The organism is Paenibacillus abyssi (genome assembly GCF_014640295.1).
In the GTDB taxonomy this organism is placed as follows: domain Bacteria; phylum Bacillota; class Bacilli; order Paenibacillales; family Paenibacillaceae; genus Paenibacillus_D; species Paenibacillus_D abyssi.
Genome location: NZ_BMGR01000002.1, coordinates 429,121 through 447,380 on the forward strand (window position 1 = coordinate 429,121; position 18,260 = coordinate 447,380).

Annotated in this window: 17 protein-coding genes; 3 read left to right on the forward strand and 14 right to left on the reverse strand. The window is 47.8% G+C overall.

The features are described 5' to 3' along the window. Window position 1: 1 nt before the first annotated feature. Window positions 2-1,618 (reverse strand): xylulokinase, encoded by a 1,617-nt coding sequence (locus IEW11_RS04475; RefSeq protein WP_188529422.1) that lies wholly within the window; start codon window positions 1,616-1,618, stop codon window positions 2-4. A 365-nt stretch (window positions 1,619-1,983) separates the two neighbouring features. On the opposite strand from IEW11_RS04475, the gene IEW11_RS04480 reads away from it, so the two are divergent. Continuing rightward, window positions 1,984-3,075, forward strand: a complete 1,092-nt coding sequence (locus IEW11_RS04480) for a GntR family transcriptional regulator (protein ID WP_188529424.1) — start codon at window positions 1,984-1,986, stop codon at window positions 3,073-3,075. 143 nt (window positions 3,076-3,218) lie between these two features. On the opposite strand, the gene IEW11_RS04485 is transcribed toward IEW11_RS04480, so the two are convergent. The 5 genes from IEW11_RS04485 to rlmH form a co-directional block, all read right to left on the reverse strand. Further along, the gene (locus IEW11_RS04485; RefSeq protein WP_188529426.1) at window positions 3,219-4,025 is read right to left on the reverse strand and encodes a hypothetical protein; all 807 of its coding nucleotides are present in this window, start codon (window positions 4,023-4,025) and stop codon (window positions 3,219-3,221) included. A 659-nt stretch (window positions 4,026-4,684) separates the two neighbouring features. Continuing rightward, window positions 4,685-5,779 carry an RES family NAD+ phosphorylase gene (locus tag IEW11_RS04490; protein ID WP_188529428.1) on the reverse strand — a complete coding sequence of 365 codons (1,095 nt, stop codon included), beginning with the start codon at window positions 5,777-5,779 and terminating at the stop codon, window positions 4,685-4,687. Further along, window positions 5,780-6,715 carry a sce7725 family protein gene (locus IEW11_RS04495; protein WP_188529430.1) on the reverse strand — a complete coding sequence of 312 codons (936 nt, stop codon included), beginning with the start codon at window positions 6,713-6,715 and terminating at the stop codon, window positions 5,780-5,782. Beyond that, a complete protein-coding gene (locus IEW11_RS04500; protein WP_188529432.1) occupies window positions 6,697-7,566 on the reverse strand; it encodes a sce7726 family protein in 870 nt (289 codons plus the stop codon). Before IEW11_RS04500 ends, IEW11_RS04495 begins: the two co-directional genes overlap by 19 nt. 131 nt (window positions 7,567-7,697) lie before the next feature. Continuing rightward, window positions 7,698-8,177 (reverse strand): 23S rRNA (pseudouridine(1915)-N(3))-methyltransferase RlmH, encoded by a 480-nt coding sequence (rlmH, locus tag IEW11_RS04505; RefSeq protein ID WP_188529433.1) that lies wholly within the window; start codon window positions 8,175-8,177, stop codon window positions 7,698-7,700. A 196-nt stretch (window positions 8,178-8,373) separates the two neighbouring features. Here rlmH and IEW11_RS04510 point away from each other — a divergent pair, with 196 nt between their 5' ends. Then, window positions 8,374-8,607 (forward strand): hypothetical protein, encoded by a 234-nt coding sequence (locus IEW11_RS04510; protein WP_188529434.1) that lies wholly within the window; start codon window positions 8,374-8,376, stop codon window positions 8,605-8,607. A gap of 153 nt (window positions 8,608-8,760) precedes the next feature. On the opposite strand, the gene IEW11_RS04515 is transcribed toward IEW11_RS04510, so the two are convergent. Beyond that, a complete protein-coding gene (locus tag IEW11_RS04515; RefSeq protein ID WP_188529435.1) occupies window positions 8,761-8,928 on the reverse strand; it encodes a CxxH/CxxC protein in 168 nt (55 codons plus the stop codon). Window positions 8,929-8,977: 49 nt separating this feature from the next. Further along, window positions 8,978-10,318, reverse strand: coding sequence for a S1C family serine protease (locus tag IEW11_RS04520; RefSeq protein WP_188529437.1), 1,341 nt, complete (start codon window positions 10,316-10,318; stop codon window positions 8,978-8,980). A 161-nt stretch (window positions 10,319-10,479) separates the two neighbouring features. On the opposite strand from IEW11_RS04520, the gene IEW11_RS04525 reads away from it, so the two are divergent. Beyond that, window positions 10,480-10,701, forward strand: coding sequence for a hypothetical protein (locus IEW11_RS04525; RefSeq protein WP_188529439.1), 222 nt, complete (start codon window positions 10,480-10,482; stop codon window positions 10,699-10,701). Here IEW11_RS04525 and IEW11_RS04530 read toward each other — a convergent pair. The 6 genes from IEW11_RS04530 to IEW11_RS04555 all read right to left on the reverse strand — a co-directional run bounded on the left by IEW11_RS04530 (window position 10,670) and on the right by IEW11_RS04555 (window position 18,113). Further along, window positions 10,670-11,488, reverse strand: coding sequence for an MBL fold metallo-hydrolase (locus IEW11_RS04530; protein ID WP_188529441.1), 819 nt, complete (start codon window positions 11,486-11,488; stop codon window positions 10,670-10,672). The genes IEW11_RS04525 and IEW11_RS04530 overlap by 32 nt on opposite strands. Before the next feature lie 21 nt (window positions 11,489-11,509). Then, window positions 11,510-12,277, reverse strand: a complete 768-nt coding sequence (gene yycI / locus IEW11_RS04535) for a two-component system regulatory protein YycI (RefSeq protein WP_188529443.1) — start codon at window positions 12,275-12,277, stop codon at window positions 11,510-11,512. A 49-nt stretch (window positions 12,278-12,326) separates the two neighbouring features. Next, window positions 12,327-13,778: a YycH family regulatory protein gene (locus IEW11_RS04540; protein ID WP_188529445.1), complete on the reverse strand. Its 1,452-nt coding sequence runs from the start codon at window positions 13,776-13,778 to the stop codon at window positions 12,327-12,329. After that, window positions 13,775-15,607 carry a cell wall metabolism sensor histidine kinase WalK gene (gene walK / locus IEW11_RS04545; protein ID WP_188529446.1) on the reverse strand — a complete coding sequence of 611 codons (1,833 nt, stop codon included), beginning with the start codon at window positions 15,605-15,607 and terminating at the stop codon, window positions 13,775-13,777. The genes IEW11_RS04540 and walK overlap by 4 nt, the downstream gene beginning before the upstream one ends. Then, window positions 15,604-16,359 (reverse strand): response regulator YycF, encoded by a 756-nt coding sequence (yycF, locus tag IEW11_RS04550; protein WP_188529447.1) that lies wholly within the window; start codon window positions 16,357-16,359, stop codon window positions 15,604-15,606. Before yycF ends, walK begins: the two co-directional genes overlap by 4 nt. Before the next feature lie 212 nt (window positions 16,360-16,571). Next, window positions 16,572-18,113, reverse strand: a complete 1,542-nt coding sequence (locus IEW11_RS04555; RefSeq protein WP_188529448.1) for a M23 family metallopeptidase — start codon at window positions 18,111-18,113, stop codon at window positions 16,572-16,574. Between the last annotated feature and the right edge of the window lie 147 nt (window positions 18,114-18,260).

Genomic DNA, 18,260 nt, shown 5'->3' on the forward strand with positions numbered 1-18,260 from the left:
CTTAGTCCCTCCTGTTCTCTAGCAGATGGTCTACAGCCGCCTGTTCAATGGCAAGCCCTGCCTGGTATCGTTTGATGAATGCTTGGAATCCTATGACATCCGCATTATCAGGAGCAATCTCCTGCCCTTCGGCATCTTTAAAGACTTTCTGCTCAAGGAAGTCCTCTAGGCTCTCTTCTTGACCCTTGTTGGTCATGTAAGATGCCAGAAGCGCCATGCCCCATGCCCCGCCTTCACCGGCCGTCGACATGACCGAGATCGGTACGTTCAGCGCAGCGGCTAAAGTCTTTTGTCCAACTACAGGGGTCTTGAAGAGGCCGCCATGAGCCAAGATGCTGTCGATGGCCACCTGTTCGTTCTCAGTCAAAATGTCCATTCCGAGCCTCAATGCTCCGAAAGCAGCGAATAAGTGCGTTCGCATGAAATTAGCCAGATTAAAGTTGCTTTCAGGCGAGCGAACGAACAACGGCCTGCCTTTGTCGATTCCCGTAATATTTTCGCCCGAGAGATAACCGTAGCTAAGCAATCCGCCTCCATCCGGGTCGGCTTCCAATGCCTTATTCAACAGCACACTGAACAATTTTCCGGAATCTACGCCATATCCCATGGCTTCGGAGAATTCACGGAACAAGCCCATCCAAGCGTTGAGATCGCTGGAGCAGTTGTTGGCATGCACCATGCCTACCGGACTGCCATTCGGCGTCGTGACCATATCGATCTCTGGGTAAACCTTGGATAATTCCTTCTCCAATACAATCATCGCAAAAACGGAAGTGCCCACGGAGATGTTTCCCGTACGCTTCCTGACACTATTCGTCGCAACCATACCTGTGCCGGCATCGCCTTCCGGAGGACATAGCTGAATACCAGGTCGCAGATCCCCGGCCGGGTCCAGAATGGCGGCTCCCGCCGCAGTTAGTTCACCAGCCTGCTCGCCGGAGAGATATACTTTGGGAAGAAGGCCCTCAAGCTTCCATGGATAGCCTTTGGCCGCGATTAATTCATCGAATTGCTTAACCATCGTTGGATGGTAATCATGGGTTGACTCATCTATAGGGAAGATGCCGGAAGCATCTCCAATTCCGATCACTTTATTGCCGGTCAGCAGCCAGTGGATATACCCGGCTAACGTCGTTACAAAATCAATGCGAGTCACATGTTCCTCTTGGTCTAATATCGCTTGATACAAATGGGCAATACTCCAGCGCTCGGGGATATTAAATTGGAACAAGTCCGTTAGTTCCCTTGCTGCCGCGCCGGTCGTTGCATTGCGCCAAGTCCGAAACGGAACTAGCAGCTCACCCGTACTGTCGAACGCCATATAGCCGTGCATCATAGCGGAAAACCCGATCGAACCGACGGTCCGGATGGTGACTCCATAATTCCGTTCGACTTCCTGCTTCATTTCACGATAAGCCGTTTGGAGGCCTGTGATAATATCCTTCTGGTTGTATGTCCAATATCCGTCTTTCAACTGATTTTCCCACTCAAAGCTTCCCGATGCGATGGTCTCGAAACGACGATCGATCAGCACCGCTTTGATCCGCGTAGATCCAAATTCGATACCCAGGGAAGTTTCTCCCTTAGTTATCGCTTCTTTCAAGTCTACATGATTCATGGTCACATATATCCCCTCTCTATTCGCGGTTTACATAGAAATTCGATCCCTATATTGGCTGCTTTCGATCGAATCGGGCCACTTGATGAGACATCCGGAAGGTTTCGACCGAAAAAAAAGCGGTTTCATTTGCCGACAGCTTTAGTATATTTTCTGTACGTACATTTGTCAACATATACTAATAGTTATACTAACATAAGGGGGTACATCGACTTTACTCGTCTGATTATGGTGCTTTCCTATTGACAACCATGGAATTTGTACGGTTGGAATCAAAAATAATGCCATTTCATTTGCATTTCACGTAATTCATGCTAAAATGTGTACGTACAACTTTTCGAATAATGATGAAAGAAGTGGATGGCATGAAGCCAAAATACCAGCTCATTACTGAAGATATCAAAAGTCATATTCTCTCCGGAACGTACAAAGCAGGCGAGAAAATCCCTTCTGAGTCCGCTTTGCAGGAGAGCTATAACGTTAGCCGGCAGACGGTTCGAAAAGCCATTCTGGAGTTATCGAACGAGGGGTTCCTGCGAAGTGAGAGGGGATCCGGCACGTACGTCAGCAGCCAATACCGGTCCAGAACGGGTGCCAAGGCCCTAAATAAAACGATCGGTGTCATCACGACCTATATCTCAGATTACATCTTCCCCTCCATTATCCGCGGCATTGAAAGCCGATTAAATGAAGATAACTATTCCTTGCTGTTAGCCAGTACTAATAATGATATCTCCCAGGAAAAAAAGGCGTTGGAAATGATGCTGTCCTACGGCGTGGATGGACTGATTATAGAGCCTACCAGAAGCAATGTATACAACCCTAATATCGCCTACTACCTGTCTTTTAAGGAGCAGGAGGTTCCGTTCGCAATGATCAATGCCTATTATGAAGAATTGGAAGTCCCTTTCTTCTGTCTGGATGACGTGCAATCCAGCTATCTCGCAACCCGAGAGCTGATTGACAAAGGACATACCCACATCGGCATTATCGCGAAAATGGATGATTTGCAAGGCAAGCTTAGAATGAAGGGATTTATCAAGGCTCTTGGGGAAGCCAAATTGCGGTTCCAGCACGAGCATGTGCTTTCTTTCGATACGGAGACGAAGTCGGACCTGTCCGCTAACTTGGAAGTGTATCTGAACGATAATCGGGATGAATTGACGGCGCTTGTTTGTTACAACGACGAGGTAGGTTTGGAAGTGTTACATCTCTGCAGAAAACTGGGGATTTCGATTCCGGACGAGCTGTCCATTATTGGCCAGGACAATTCATATTTCGCCAAAAGCGCGAATATCCAACTAACGACGCTGACGCACCCCCAAGAACAAATGGGACGCGACGCAGCGGACTGGGTCATTAAAAATTTGCAAGGCAAAAAGGACTTGCCCATCAACACCTACTACCAGCCCGTATTAATTGAGGGTGAAACCGTGAAAGCGATTGAAGTGGAATAGCTGGGTTCTGAGTTATTACTTGTGGTATGGTTCAGCTAAACCGGTTGGATTTTTATTTTCATGACATGCACGACAAACCGACGATTCGATGCCGAGACGCTTTGCAAAGCCTGCCTTTTTGTCTACTTTTTTGTGATTTTGCGTCATTGATGATACGGTTCACCGCGCTGTTTGTAACGGCAAGTTATATTGACCAATTGTCGTATTTCATCGCTTAACCTTGGATTGACGGGATACACTTCTTCTATGAAGTTTAAAATGCGAAGTGCCGATTCGGGAACATGATTATATCCCTGCAGCATTTCTCCTATGATTTCCGCAAACCGAGGGTATCTTTTTTCCAACCGTCGCTCAACTCCGAAAGGATCGGGAAAGTATTCCACCTCTTGCTCCAATAAGTGCAGTACGGAAAGAATCCGATCTATAGCATAACCTTGAATGAACCTCATCGCGGATAGACGCTCACCCCTGGCATAACGGCCGAGTCCCACATATAGATTTGTTAATGCTTCGTTCAAAGGAAAGTCCAGGGAGTCCTTTTTTAGACTGGGTATCGGGTTGGAAGGCTTTGTGATTCCCGTGTTCCGGTACGAGGGATCCTTCCAAACGACGCGTCCTTCTGGATAGGAAGCGTTCTCCAACTCCCGCTCCTCGAATACTGCATATTCCCCATAAATTCCGTCCTCGAACAGAACTTTATATCCGACATCCGAATTCTTAAAAGAATAGGCTAGTGGGTGAACTTCTTCAAGCCAATCCAAGCGGTCGATATATCTACTTTTCTGCTCAGGCTTCACAATGACAAAGAAGTCTAAATCCGAATACTCATCCATCCGATCTATCTCGACCCCAACGGAACCAACTCCCAACAATAATAGAACTCCCCCCTTGCGTTCGAGCGACTTGCCGATCTCGTCGAGCCGCTGAAGCAGCAATTGTGTTTTCAGCATAAAAGTCCTCCTTCAGTTTTTGGAATGCAAAAAGGGTCCAACCCACTTCTCAGCGAGGTTGAACCCGAAGGTTACATTGCCTTTATTTCCCTAGGATAAAATTATCATGTGCTCCTGTTATTGTCAATCTTAAAACTTGCCGTTACTTATGGTACGGTTCACCGTATCACAGATAGGGCGAAATCATTTGTGGCATTTTTCAGCTTAACGGGTCTATCGGCGAAAATCTCTCAAAGTGTGTCGCGCGACAGCCTTTGATGGTCCCTAAAGTAACTATTTCTGCTTCCCTGAAGCTCTACACTTATGGGAAACTTAAGTAACTATAGTATGATTGTGGTAAGAAGTTGGATAAAGGAGCGATATTATAGATATCACCGAAGCTGCTGAACTACGAAAAAAATGGGGCAACAACTGTTGCAGTCACCCACATGTAGTCAGTGAAACTAGTCGTCATGGAAAGACTGGGGACTATGTCTGTACGACCTGTGGAGAAACTGGATGAGGGAAAAACTGGGTTGAAGATGAACGTCAAGCGCTGAAATCAATGGGCGATTAACATCCAGTAGCAAAGAGAACGCCGTGCTGAGTGTTCTCTTTTGTTATGGCTTGGTGAAGCACTAAATGGATAAAGTATGTAAATAACTTTTATTTTCTGTTTTCTATATTCTTTCTTTTTCAAATTCCAGTTCTTTAATATGATATACTTCAACATCAGTGCACTCAAAAAGCTCTGGGTAAAAAATTGCTAAATTTTGTCCTGTCAGATTAATTGTACTATTGTACTCAACTCCGGCGTACTCCGGTTCACCTTCACGCAAGATACTTTTAATAAAGTCGGCTATGTATTGTGTCGGTACGTAATCTAAAACACTATCACTTCTTCTCAAGGCACGTCCAATCTCCATATTTATTCGCTTCAGGTGCTCTTTATTGATTGCATGCTCCACAAAGTCGCAGCCATCAATAAACGGACTGATATGGTCAATTGCCTTTAAATCAACGACAACTATGTCCTGGATTAATTCAAACTTTCCTATCGAGACATAATCAAAGATACCAGCCCGCACCTCATGAATCGTAGTATCCAGATCATTCGCTAAATATAAGCAGCGTATACCAGCTGAGTTCGCTCTTCCTGCGGTTACCTTATCTGATTGAGGAGCCCCCATTTGATCTAAGGGAAAACCGTCCTCCGAGGAAATACGTCCTCTGAAAAATATTGATCCCTTTTTGTATACTTTTCGAATGAAAGAGCAATAACGATTGAGGACTGTTAACTCAATTTGATTTGAGTGAAATCTATTATGATTTTTAACAACCCCTACAAAGTCATCCCATGAGTTTGAACGCAGTAAAGAGTGGTCTTGAAGGTACTCTTTATCATTTAGCTCTGCTATACCAACCCGTGCATCAAACAAACTAGACATACTTGAATATTTTTCAGCACATAGTGCACGAATTATTCGATACACATCTGTCGATGTCAACTTATCATTGAAGATATGCCAACGATCTGTGAGTTCAGTAACTAACAATCTCTTCTCATCATCTGGAAAATCGGAAGGAAGCATTGACTCAGGCGTATATATTTCCAATAATTGCTCAAAGTATTCTGTAAGTTCTGAATGTATATCTGTATCATAAATGAATGCTCTTCTTTTTCCGCAAATAGGACAAGAGCTCTCTAATTGCCCCAAACCTTCAACAATAGGCTTTAACTCCCCGTCAATAATGCAGTGGCTACAAAATTTCATTTACTTTACCCCATCCACATACCGACTCATAAGCTCTAAGTGATGCATTATAGATAGCTTCTTTACGATTCCTAATCCAGGGTATGACCGATTTCTGTACATATCTTCAAAAGATCGAACCCCAAATGTATCAAGTTTCTGAGTTTGGTTCCATATGACCAACTTTTCCAAAGCCTCGGCAAATTTACCTGCTGGATCTGTGATGTCATCATTTGTATCAGATACAAAATGTCGAACTCTTAGGGTCTGATCAACCGCAATATATACGATATGAATTGCAATCGCATACGGAGCAAATCCAGACTCTGAATATCCATTTCCAACAACTGAATAATCTGAAAAGGCCAGATACCCTTCTTGCTCGTAGTACAGGTGATCCGAAGAAAAATGTTCATCCTCTAGTTCTAAATAGTCTACGTTGCGGCTCTTTTTAGGATAACGATCTTCGAACATTACCCTCTGTTTTGGCATTCGTCTGCGAAATCCGCTTTCATCTCGTATAAAATTAAATTTTGGAGAGCTGGATGCATAAGCAGATTCAAAATAAGAAATCGAATCTTGATTGATGCTTATGGTGGCAATGTCCTTTTTGTTTACTCCTTGATCCTCAAGGGAAGAAAGACGTGCTAATAAATTGGCATCAGTATAAAGAAACGATAGAATATTAGATTTTTTAAGTATTTCATAAAAACGGTCCTTATCTTTTTCATATTTCTCATCGGCTATGTCCTTGATCATGCTTCCAACCTGAGGATTTCGAACCAGACCCAAAGTACGATCCTTCTCTTGAAAGAATGCCATGGTTTTTATCAACGCAGAAGATAATTTAACTGGCTCAACAACTGGCACTACATTTCTACTCATCAGCGATTTTTCGAGAAGTTCTCTTATAGCTATGAGTTCAAACTGTCGACCTCTCAGATAAGGGAAATACATGAACTAGCCTCCTTTTGTTGCAGGAATGTGTGAAGCCTTCTATAATCATCTGTTTTAAAAGAAGAAAAATAAACTAAAAACTTTAATTCATACGGAATTTGACTATACAATTCTACATCAATTTGGCCACGTTTCTTTAATGTAGCTATAAAATCCGTATAAACCATGATGGTATCAATTTGGAGAAATAATTGCCTACAAGCTTTATAATATTCGAATTGGGATGTTTCTGGAAGGACTCCGAAGTGTTTTATGATGATACTTTCGTACTCATTTTTTCGAAGTACTTTAAACATTGTATCTTTATTTAAATAGTCGACACATTCTTGAGGCTGTTTTGTCTCTTTAATTGTGCCTTTCTTGGTTAAAGCATATATACCTACAAAAGAACCACCTAGTCGCTTTTGTATTGAATCAATATGGTTCTCAGAAGCAAGAATAGACACTCGAGAAAACGCTTTATAATAATTCGTAATTTGTGACTCAAGGCGATCAAGATTATCTAGCTCTGTCTTTATTTCGTAAACAACAGCGTGTCCATTAATCAACACAAAATCAGCTTTAGATTTTCCAACGGAAACCTCTGTTAAAGCTGTCGTTGTTGTGGGCTTGTGCACACCAAGAAGCAATTTATTTAGAATCGTATTTTTGTAATAGTACTCGTTGCGGTATTCTTTTTTAAGTACGGTATATATTTCACTTATCAGTTGCCTGTTGTCCTTACCTAAAGGGTCAGTAATGTATCTTCGGATTGCGTTAGCGTATACATCACTGTAGTTACTTTCTACAATCTCACGTAGCGTGTTTCGTGTAAACACACGATTTAAGAGAATGGAATTATCTATACTCATGCATTTACACCTTCTCTCTAAACGAAATTCAGTTCACCTTATCCATTTGTTTTTGCTCTTCAATACAGTCCGCAATTCTTATATACTCCAATTGTATAGCAACTTAAGTACTACAACAATCATTTTTCGCCTCACTTATGATACGGTTCCCCCCTATTAATCTTCACCGCCCGGTACACCTGCTCCACCAGGATGAGCCGCATCAGCTGATGCGGGTAGGTCAACCGCCCGAAGCTCAGCTTCTGCTGAGCGCGGCGCAGCACGGCCGGGGCAAGGCCTGTGGAGCCGCCGATGACGAAGGCTACATGGCTGCGGCCATAAGTGGCCAGCCGGTCCAGTTGGCCTGCCAGGTCCTCGCTCGACCACAGCTCGCCGTCGATCGCCAGCGCGATGACATGGGCGTCCGGCTTAATCTGCGCGAGCAGCCGCTCGCCCTCCCGCTCCCGCACCTGCGCTTCCTCCGCCGCGCTCATCGTTTCCGGCGCTTTCTCATCCGGCACCTCAGTCAACTGCAGCTTCACATACGGCCCCAGCCGCTTCGCATATTCCGCAATGCCCTGTACCAAGTACTTCTCCTTCAACTTCCCTATCGCAGCAATCTGTATATTCACGGGTTATCCATCCTTTATTCGTCATCATTGGCCATCATTCGATCCGCTCGCATACCCCAATCCTACCAATAACCTTCAAAAACGACAAATGAATCTTAATGTTTTCTAACCAAAATAACCGTTTCATCTCCTGCTTGTCGGTTAAATACATATCAGGCAGTACAAATTTGATAACCTTGAAAGGGGAAAGATTAAAATGGAGAAAAGAACAGCAAAAAAGAAATGGGTTACCATGCTTTTGACAGCAATCATGAGCCTAACATTGGTATTCGCACTGGCAGCATGCGGTGAGAATACGAATGTAAACGTCGAAAACAACACGCCTGATGTAGTGGTACCTGATACAGGTACAGATCCAGATGTAGATGTTGATATGGAGGCGCCAGCCAATGATGGCGCAGCTGATGACACAACAACGACAACGCCTTAATAAAGGTTTGCTGACATGATTGAACGTGAGCAATCATGAAGCACAAAAAATTACCGGCCAATCCTTGGTCTGCCGGAGCTGAAAAAACCCGCGAATCGCGCACAATGCGCAGATCGCGGGTTTTTCTCATGCTTTTGTTCATGTGCAGTGTGCTTATACGACCAAATAGGAGGCCGGTTCATCACACAGCTCACACTTGATCGGCGGATCCCAGTTGGCGAATTGCGTCTCACGCAGGTCTACCACATCCGGCGCATCCTCATATTCATCTACAAACTTATCAATCGACAATTCAATGTGATCTTTACATACACAATACATTGTTTTTAAAGCAGCTCCGTCTCTTGTGGCGATTACGCCATCCTTGTAATTAATCTTCGTCCGTCACTTCTCCAAGCGTAAGCGATGTCGTTTCCTTCTTGCCGTTACGATAATACGTGACTTCGATTTTATCACCAATCTCTTTGTTTGTGTACAAATATTTACGAAGCTCCATCGTACTGCCGATCGGTTGTTCGTCCAACTGAACGATGACATCGTTGAATTCCAGACCGGCCTTCAACGCGGGACCAACTGCTTCAAGGACAATGACCCCTGCCTTCACTTCCTTGGGAAGCTTCAGGTCATCTTCGATGCCTTCCTCTTCTGCTTTCTTATCCTCTGGAGATTGCGTCATCGAGCGTTGTGCAAAGTACTGCTCCAGATCCAGCGTAAACACGCCAATGTAAGGGCGTTTCACCTTGCCGTATTCGATTAAGCTTTGCACAACAGGCATCGCATTATGCATCGGTATCGCAAACCCGAGCCCTTCGACGCCGTATTCCGCCACCTTCATGCTGTTAATGCCGATCAATCGCCCATTGAGATCGACCAACGCTCCGCCGCTGTTGCCTTGATTGATGGAAGCGTCGATCTGGATGACCTCCTGCTCCCAATCGTAGATGCCATCCTGATTCAGCGATACAGGGATGACCCTGCGGGTCTTGCTGACAATTCCCATCGTCAGGGAATCGCCCAGCCCGAGCGGATTGCCGATCGCAATGACTGTCTCGCCGTCACGCAGCTGCGTCGAATCACCGATATCGGCCACGATATCAATGCCTTTCGCGTCAATTTCGAGTACCGCGAGATCGGTAATCTGATCCTTGCCGATAATAGTGGCTTCTCTGACCTCGCCGTTTACAAGCACCGCTTTGACGGATACCGCATTTTCGACGACGTGATAATTTGTAATGATGCGCGCTTTGCCGCCAACCTTCTCAAAGATGACGCCTGAGCCAAGCCCGGCTTGGTGCAGCCCTTCATCATCAGCCGGCAGGTCATCCGTATTGTCCGAGTCCTCTTCGCCTTGTTCATCCCATCCGAATCCATCCCATCCACTGCCCAGCACCTGTTCATTAATGATGCTTACAACGGCAGGCCTGATCTTGGCTGCTGCCTGAATCGGCCTTTCATACGGATCCGCCACTTGGATCGGCGCGGCCACGGACGTATGGCCATGATCCCCGCCGCTGCCGCTGAAGCCGAACAATGCACTGAACAGCAGTACCGCAGCCATGGCGCTGACAAACGACGACATAAAGGCGATGCGAAGCGGAGTCCACCCCCGCCCGACTCTCATTCCGAAGCTCGGCTGGGTCTTCTCCTTCTGCTTCCATCGAACACGGCGTGATACCTTTGTCGAATAGAAATCGTCGTCGAAAATACTCATAATAATCTATCGCTCCTCTCGATGCCTCAGACATCAAGACTATTTTTTTACAGGCTATAGGAATGTTTTCGGAAGATTGGACTACAATAATAATAGACTTTACCCGAGATAGCTAAAAAATGTTTATTCACTCAATATGAATCATTAAGGAGCGATCGATTTTGAAGAAAACGCATGTCTCCGCCTGGGAACAGGTGAACCTCGCAGCCAAAGTAGCCGATCTGAAAGACGACCACTACCGTACCCTGCTCTCCTTAAGCGCCATCCTCGAGATTCTGATTGAGAAAGGCCTGCTGACGCAGGAAGAACTGGAACAAAAAACCGTCCATCTCGACCAGGAGCTCGGTGCCGTTATCGCCGCTTCACTTCATCCCATGGGGTAGGGCGATCATGATAGGTTTCTTTTAAAGCAAATTCATCCTGCTTAAAGAAGAACCCCCGATTCTCTAATACACTATTCACAGTAAGCTTAGCCAGATCCATCTGGTTATGATCAAGACTTAAGTGGGCCAGATAAACCCGCTGTGTCCGGTCTGTCATCAGCTCGCATAACGCTTCGCCGGCCGCTTCGTTCGATAGATGGCCGATATCACTGAGAATTCGGCGCTTGATATTCCATGGATACCGCCCCATGCGAAGCATCTCGGTATCATGATTGGATTCCAGAACCATAATATCGGAATCGATGACCTGCTGCTTGACCTTATCGCTCATATAACCCAGATCGGTAACTAAGCTTAGCTTGCATTCTCCGTTATAAAAGCAATACCCAACCGGTTCAGCCGCATCATGTGATATGGCGTACGACTCTACCCGCAAACGTCCGAGCATCCCGCCAAACTCCACGGCTGTTCCGGTCTGCATGATGACTCGTTTATCGGCGTCGATTTGTCCGACATGCTTATGCATATGCTCCCAAGTCGCTTCATTTGCATACACGGGCAGATTATATTTGCGCGCAATCGCTCCGAGCCCTTTAATGTGATCGGAATGCTCATGCGTAACCATGATGGCATCGATATGATGCCCTTCCATGCTGCGTTCTTTCATTAATCCCTCAAGCTTCTTGGCGCTCAATCCCGCATCAATGAGCACCGTTGCATCCTCTGTCTGCACAATCGTTGCATTGCCGGTCGAACCGCTTGCCAGCACTGTGAAACGTAGCCCCATTTCTCCTCTTGCCTTCCCTCTTTACTGATCTTCTTCAGTTAATCCCGAAATGTCTTTTTCAGTGACGACTTCCCCGCTGATTGCATTCACATAATACACTTCCGAAGTCTCCAGCCCATCCTCCAGCAGCACCCGCCATGAAGGGGCGGCCACCTGATCCTCCGAATTAAATACCTGCCCTTGATAACCAAGGCGGATGTCCTTAATAACCACCCCAGGCTGTAAATAATTCTCAATCAGGGGCACCACCGCTTTCGAAGCCGACAGCACCGTCTGGGCCTTCGCTTGTCCGGGTTGAACCTGCTCCACAAGAACCTGCTGATACGCAATGATCTTCTGATTGCTGTTGAAGAGCATAAGCTTCACGTTAAACATCGGCAGTTCATCAACCATTCGATACAGCACAGACACTTCCACCGTACTGGCCTCAGGATCATATTGATATTGATCCAAGGCAGGAATGACATCCCCCAGCCCTTCCATAAGCTCTTTCTCGGTGAAAATAATCCGGCTGTCCACCGGCGTCTCGAGCTCCTTGCGTACGGCTTCGCTCGGTGTTGTCGTAAATCGGTATTCAAGGTCCTGCAGTTCCGGCGTGCCGGAAGGAATCTTGCCGATCAGCCGGATATTTTTCTCCTGCATAATCTGCAGCGTCTCTTGAGGCAAGTCGGTTACATCCCCGGCGGTGTTAAGCCGCTCCCGCCAATCCATCCATAACTGATATCCCAACACAATATTCAACAACAGAAATGAAAAGATCAGCACGCTCTTTGCCCGACTCCAGTCCATCGACCGCTCACCTCAATCCACGAATCCATCATTGTTCCCCGCTTGTTTCTTACGGTGCTGCCCGCCCGGCGATCCCGCTGCTCTCCTGCAGGATCTCTTCCGGCTTCCCGCTGCCAGCTTCCTCATTGCCGGACTCCGATAATGCTTCCACGTCAGTGCCGCTTCCTTGCGGCAGCAGCTCGCTATCGACGACCGTCCCCGCCGGCAGCGCCCCGGTTAATGGTTCCTGTGTGCCATCCGCCAGGCGAACAGCCCACACCGGCGTCAAGCGTATATGCTGCCCTTCAGTCAAAGCGGCCTTCAACGCCGGATAGACCGCCACGACCTCTGACCGTCGCCCATAATCCGATAACCGCGTGGCAAGCGCTTCGCCGCCGGGCAAATAACGAATAGTCTTCTCGGTATTGCTGCCTAACGTCATCAGGGAACGCTCATACTCCGCCACGATGCCCTGCTGCATGACCAGCTTCATCATCCCATACCGGAATGCCGGCTCCGATAAGATCGGCAAGGCATACCGTGAAGACGGATAGTACTGTTGAAAAACAATCGTGCGGCCTTCCTCCGGCTCGACCGTATTCACATACCGGTGCGAGCCATCCCAACCGCCATGCTGGTTAATGAATTGAATCGACGTGTACACATTTTCCCCTAATTGATTGCCGCTGCCAGTGGATGCCACCGGGTTCGTGTAACGCACCCATTGGCCATCCTGCTCTACCTGCAACCCTCGCTTGCTGTCCGTATAGATCTGTGTGCCGCTGCGATCCTCGATGGCCCGGGTAATTCCGGGATCAAAGAATAAGTTGCGCAGCATTTGGTCTGGTGAATACGTATCGAAATCGACGACTGTCTCCACCTCTTCCAGCGGTCGCTCAGGAAGATATAGGCTTCCATCCGCTGTTTGATAAGGGGTTAGATACGTCCCAAAGCCGACGTATTCATGGACATCACTGATCGTCAGGTCCGCACGGATCGATTCATAGACCGTCCGCCCATCGGAGCTGAAGAAATAGGCGCGCACTTCCTCACGCTCGTCCATCTTGAAAATCCAGATCCGATCGATCTTATCCGCCAAGAACAACAAGTCCCCTTCGAGCCTGAAGATCTCTTGCAGCAGCTCTACAGGAACGCCATTGCCAAACCGCAGCTCGACGCCGATATCACGGCTTCGCACTTCGCTCCAATCATGCACATCCAATGGGCTCCGCTGAAAACCCTTGAATTCACGGTTTTTCAGCTTGCCAAGAATCAGATCATAAAATTCAATGCCCGGATATAATACGGTATGCCTGTCCCCGCCCAAGTGAAGGACCATGTCCTCAGGGAAGATCAGATTCTCTACCCGATCCTCCGTGCCCATCTTCTCCGTTTGCACATAATCCTGCTCCGATGATACGGTCGTACCCAGATCGGGGATGCTGTAAGCCAAAAAGAAGCTTTGCAGCAAGCTTAGAACGACTAAAAAGGCAAGTGCGCCGGTTTTGATCTTCTCCATCATGCCGACCCACCCCCTTCATGCAAAGCCGGAAGCGTGAACGTTACGGTAGTGCCTTCATTCCATTCCGATTCCAGCGCGATCGTCCCGCCGTGCGCTTTAATAATTTCCCGGGCAATGGACAAGCCCAGTCCCGTGCCGCCCATATTACGCGAACGGGCCTTGTCGACGCGGTAGAAGCGTTCAAAAATCCGGTTCAAATCCTTTTGCGGAATGCCAATGCCCGTATCTTTCACACGGATTGCAATCGTGGCTGCATCAGGCTTCCGCGCCGAAATTTCAATGCGCCCGCCATCCATCGTATATTTGATCGCATTGGAAACAAGATTATCGAGCACTTGATCGATCTGATCGCGATCCAGCCAGAGCGTTGATATGCCCGCTTCCACCTGCACGGCCGCATGGATCGACTTCTGCCGCAGTTGGAACGAGAAGCGATCAGCTACCTCCTCCAGCATATCCGGCACATTCGTTGCCTGCCGCCGCAGAGGCGCCTGATTGGAATCCAGCCGCGACAGGTGAAGCAGATCCGTAACAAGCCGGATCATCCGTTCCGTCTCATTTCGTATGACGCCTACAAATCGTTCTCCCAGTTCCTTCTCCTGCATCGCTCCGTCATCGAGCGCTTCTGCATAGCTCTTGATTGTCGTCAGCGGCGTGCGCAGCTCATGGGATACGTTGGCGACAAATTCCCGGCGGGATTGCTCCAGCTTCTCCTGTTCCGTAACATCCTGGAGCACTGCGATCGTGCCTGCTGTCGTCTTATCCCGGCGATGAATCGGCGTGAATGTCACCCGCATGATTTCATCATCTTCTACTTCCAACGCTTCTTTGCGTATAATAATCGCATGCTCCAAACCGCGCATCAGCTCGTCAATCTGCCGTTCATTTAAACCGAGCAGCTCTGTCAGCTGCATGCCCTCTCCCCGCTTAACGCCAAGCATTTCGCGGGCGCGCCGGTTCGTGATCATCACAACTCCATGCTCATCCGCAGCCACCACGCCGTCGCTCATATTGGCCAGAATCGAAGCCAGTTTTTCCTTTTCCTCTTCATTGGCTGACAGGGCTTCCCGCAGACGATTGGTCATATCATTGAACGCCTCGCTCAGCTGGCCGATTTCATCGTCCCCATGAACAGGCACCTGCCGGTCAAAATGACCTTCTGCCACGGCCGTAGCCTGCCTTGTCAGCACCTTGATCGGATTCGTAATCGTATGGGCAAGCAAGACGCCAAGCACGCCGGTCAACCCAAGTGCGATTAACATCCCGGATACGAAGATCTGGTTCACACGATTGACCGTTTCATTCAACTCGTTCATCGAGGCGACGATGTAGACCGCACCGACGATCTTCTGCTGGTGGTAGGCCGGTTTGGCAATAACCTTCTTCCGGACATTGTCTTCTCCGATGATGTCCTCTTCATTATCGCGTATGCCCTGCAGCGCACGGCTGACGGCGAGCGTCGTATTCTTACGGCCGACATACGATTGCTGCGAAGGCACGGAAGTTGTCAGCACCTTTCCGCTGGCGTCCAGGATTTGAATTTCCGCTTGATTAATACTGAACAGCGTGCTCACCATATCGCGAAGATCCTCTGTCGTTTGTTCATCTGTCATGCTCGAATTCAGGGAAGCCGATGAAAACTTCTGTTCGACAAACTTCGTAAGTATATTGGCTTGATCATTAAGGTTATTGGTGAATGAGGCCATCAGTGAAGTCTTCATCGTGCTGATGAAATAGACCCCAATCAACTGCATGGCAATAAGGATCAACAGCACGTAAATGATAATCAGCTTAACCTGAATCGTGCGGAAGATCCGTGCTCCCTTCATCCGTATCCGAAACCTCCCGATTTCGGATTCCGCATCAAGTAGCCGAGTCCCCGCCTGGTCAGAATGTACTCCGGCCGACTCGGATCATCCTCAATTTTCTCGCGAAGCCTCCTGATCGTCACATCAACGGTACGCACATCACCGAAATATTCAAATCCCCACACCGCTTGCAGCAAATGCTCGCGCGTCATCACCTTGCCGCTGTTGCGGGCCAGGTAATAGACAAGCTCATACTCCCGGTGCGTCAGATCGAGCGGCTCATTATCTTTATAGACAACATACATATCCGTATCGATAAACAGATTGAATATTTTAAGCCCTTGCGGCTCTTCCTCTTTATCAGCCGTTCCGCTTGCATCTCCGCCCGCCGCCATCAGTGCGGCCGTCTTCTGCTGTCTGCGCAAATGCGCCTTCACACGCGCCAGCAGCTCTCTTGTGCTGAACGGTTTGGTTACATAATCGTCGGCTCCCAGCTCCAGGCCAAGCACCTTATCAAGCTCGGTATCTTTCGCCGTCAGCATAATAATCGGGGTCTGCAGTCTGGTGCGCACCTCGCGGCACACATCCATGCCATCCTTTACCGGCAGCATCAGGTCAAGCAGGATCAGATCCGGCTCTTCTTCAAAGGCCAGCTTAACCGCCGTTCCTCCATCAAAAGCACAGATCACCTGGTGCCCTTCCTTCTCCAGATTAAACTTTATAATATCCGCTATCGGTTGTTCGTCATCAACGACCAAAATTTTGCCGTGCATCCTGTCACCGCCCGTCGCTTGTCCTGTTTCCTGCTTCTATCTTACCATACCTGCAAGGCTTCTTTACAATGAAAGTTCACTTATAATCGGGTTATTTTATTGAAAAAAATTACTAATTTCTGATATCCGTTTCCAGCCCTGCCGTTTCATAAAGAAAGGGGCACCATCCACAGCTTTCACTGCAGCGATACCCCTTGTTAATGATTGTCTGATTATAGGTAATTCAGCGGATTTTGCACCGCGCCGTTCCTGTGGATTTCGAAGTGCAAATGAACGCCGGTAGAGTTGCCGGTGCTGCCCATATTGCCGAGCGTGTCACCCTTCTCCACCTTTTCACCTTTCTTCACGGATAGGCTGCTTAAATGGCCGTATACCGTCTTGTAACCATTCTGATGATTAATAATGACTGTAATGCCCATACCGTTCTTCGTCCCGGAGAATTCCACAATGCCGTGATCGGCTGCGAGAATGCTTCTGCTGCCGACCAGATCAATCCCCTTGTGCTGGCGGCCCCAACGCTTGCCGAATTTGCTTGTCAATGTCGCGTTCGATACAGGCCAAGAAAAATTGCCTGTTCCTACTCCGATCACCTTCGTGCCTTTCATGACAATCGACGGCACTGCCGGTGCAACGATTTCTTCGTTAATGAGCTCTTCACTCATCAAGTAGCCATTCTGTTTCACTTGCTTATACGTGATGCGCTTTTTCCCATTTTTGCCTTCCTTGATGACTTTGGTCTGGCCTTCGCGCATATCCGGATTTTCTTTGATCGTAACCGGAGGCGCGATCGTCTGCGTCTCTACGATGTTCTCAACCGTCCGCACCGTCAGTGCGGGCTGCAGTACAGTCAGATCCAGCACGTCGCCGACCTTAATGATGTCATCTTTGATCCATGGGTTATTGGTATAGATGATCTCGCGTGAAATATCGAATTTGTCAGCGATACATCCAACACAATCTCCCTCTTGAACCGTATATTGCGTTGGCCTGGTTGTTCCCTGCACTAATCGGTTATACAGCTCTTCTTCGTCTGTGATCCGCTCAGGAGCCACATTGATCGAACCGGTCTGGACCTCCTCCATGAACTTCACGGAAACAAGCTCATCGCTGCGGGACGGCTCTGACGTACCGCTCTCCTCACTATAAGCTAAGGCCGTTACCTCCAGTGCATTCTTTGAATTCGCCTGCGGTACATATTGTGCCTGGATTTTGTTCAATACCTTATCCGCCGTTGCGCGGTCTTTGGCAATCCCGATTAACTTTCCGTCCACTCTTACTTCAACGCCAACCGCATGTGCGGTGACCATGCTGCCCAGCTTGCGCAGCGTTTCTTCGTTTTCGGGAACCGTTTTGAATCCGCTGTCGCCTCTGTAGGTTATATTGCCGGTATCAAGCACCATCTTTGCGTCTGGGTTGTCCTGTTGCGCCTTATTCGTCATCTGGAGGAGCATGTCCTCTACCTGACTTGGTTCGCTAACGGTACCAATGGCCTGACCGTCCTTGTATACGTGGTAGAAATCAACTGTGTACGCTTTAATATATTGGCTGCCGCCGAACAAGGCGATCGCGAGGAGTGCTAGAGCCCCGCCTGCAAGCATGATTGGTTTTTTACGCCAAGGGTGGACCCCTGCCATCACGCTGCCGGTTTGATGCTGCTTCTTGCCTTTCAAGTCTTTCGACCAGAATTTCCGGAAGGTTTCCTGTATCTTTTGGCCTACCTTACGGAACTGATTTTTGTCCCTGAAAACGGTCATGATCTGCTCCTTTTTTCGCTTTCTCTTCGATGCTTGCTAGGATTCGGTAAGAAAATTAGACTAAATTCGACAAAACATTAGGCTAATTTCCCAATCGATGGCTACGCAGTATACTTTAACATAACGCGAATAAAGTGTTCAACAGAT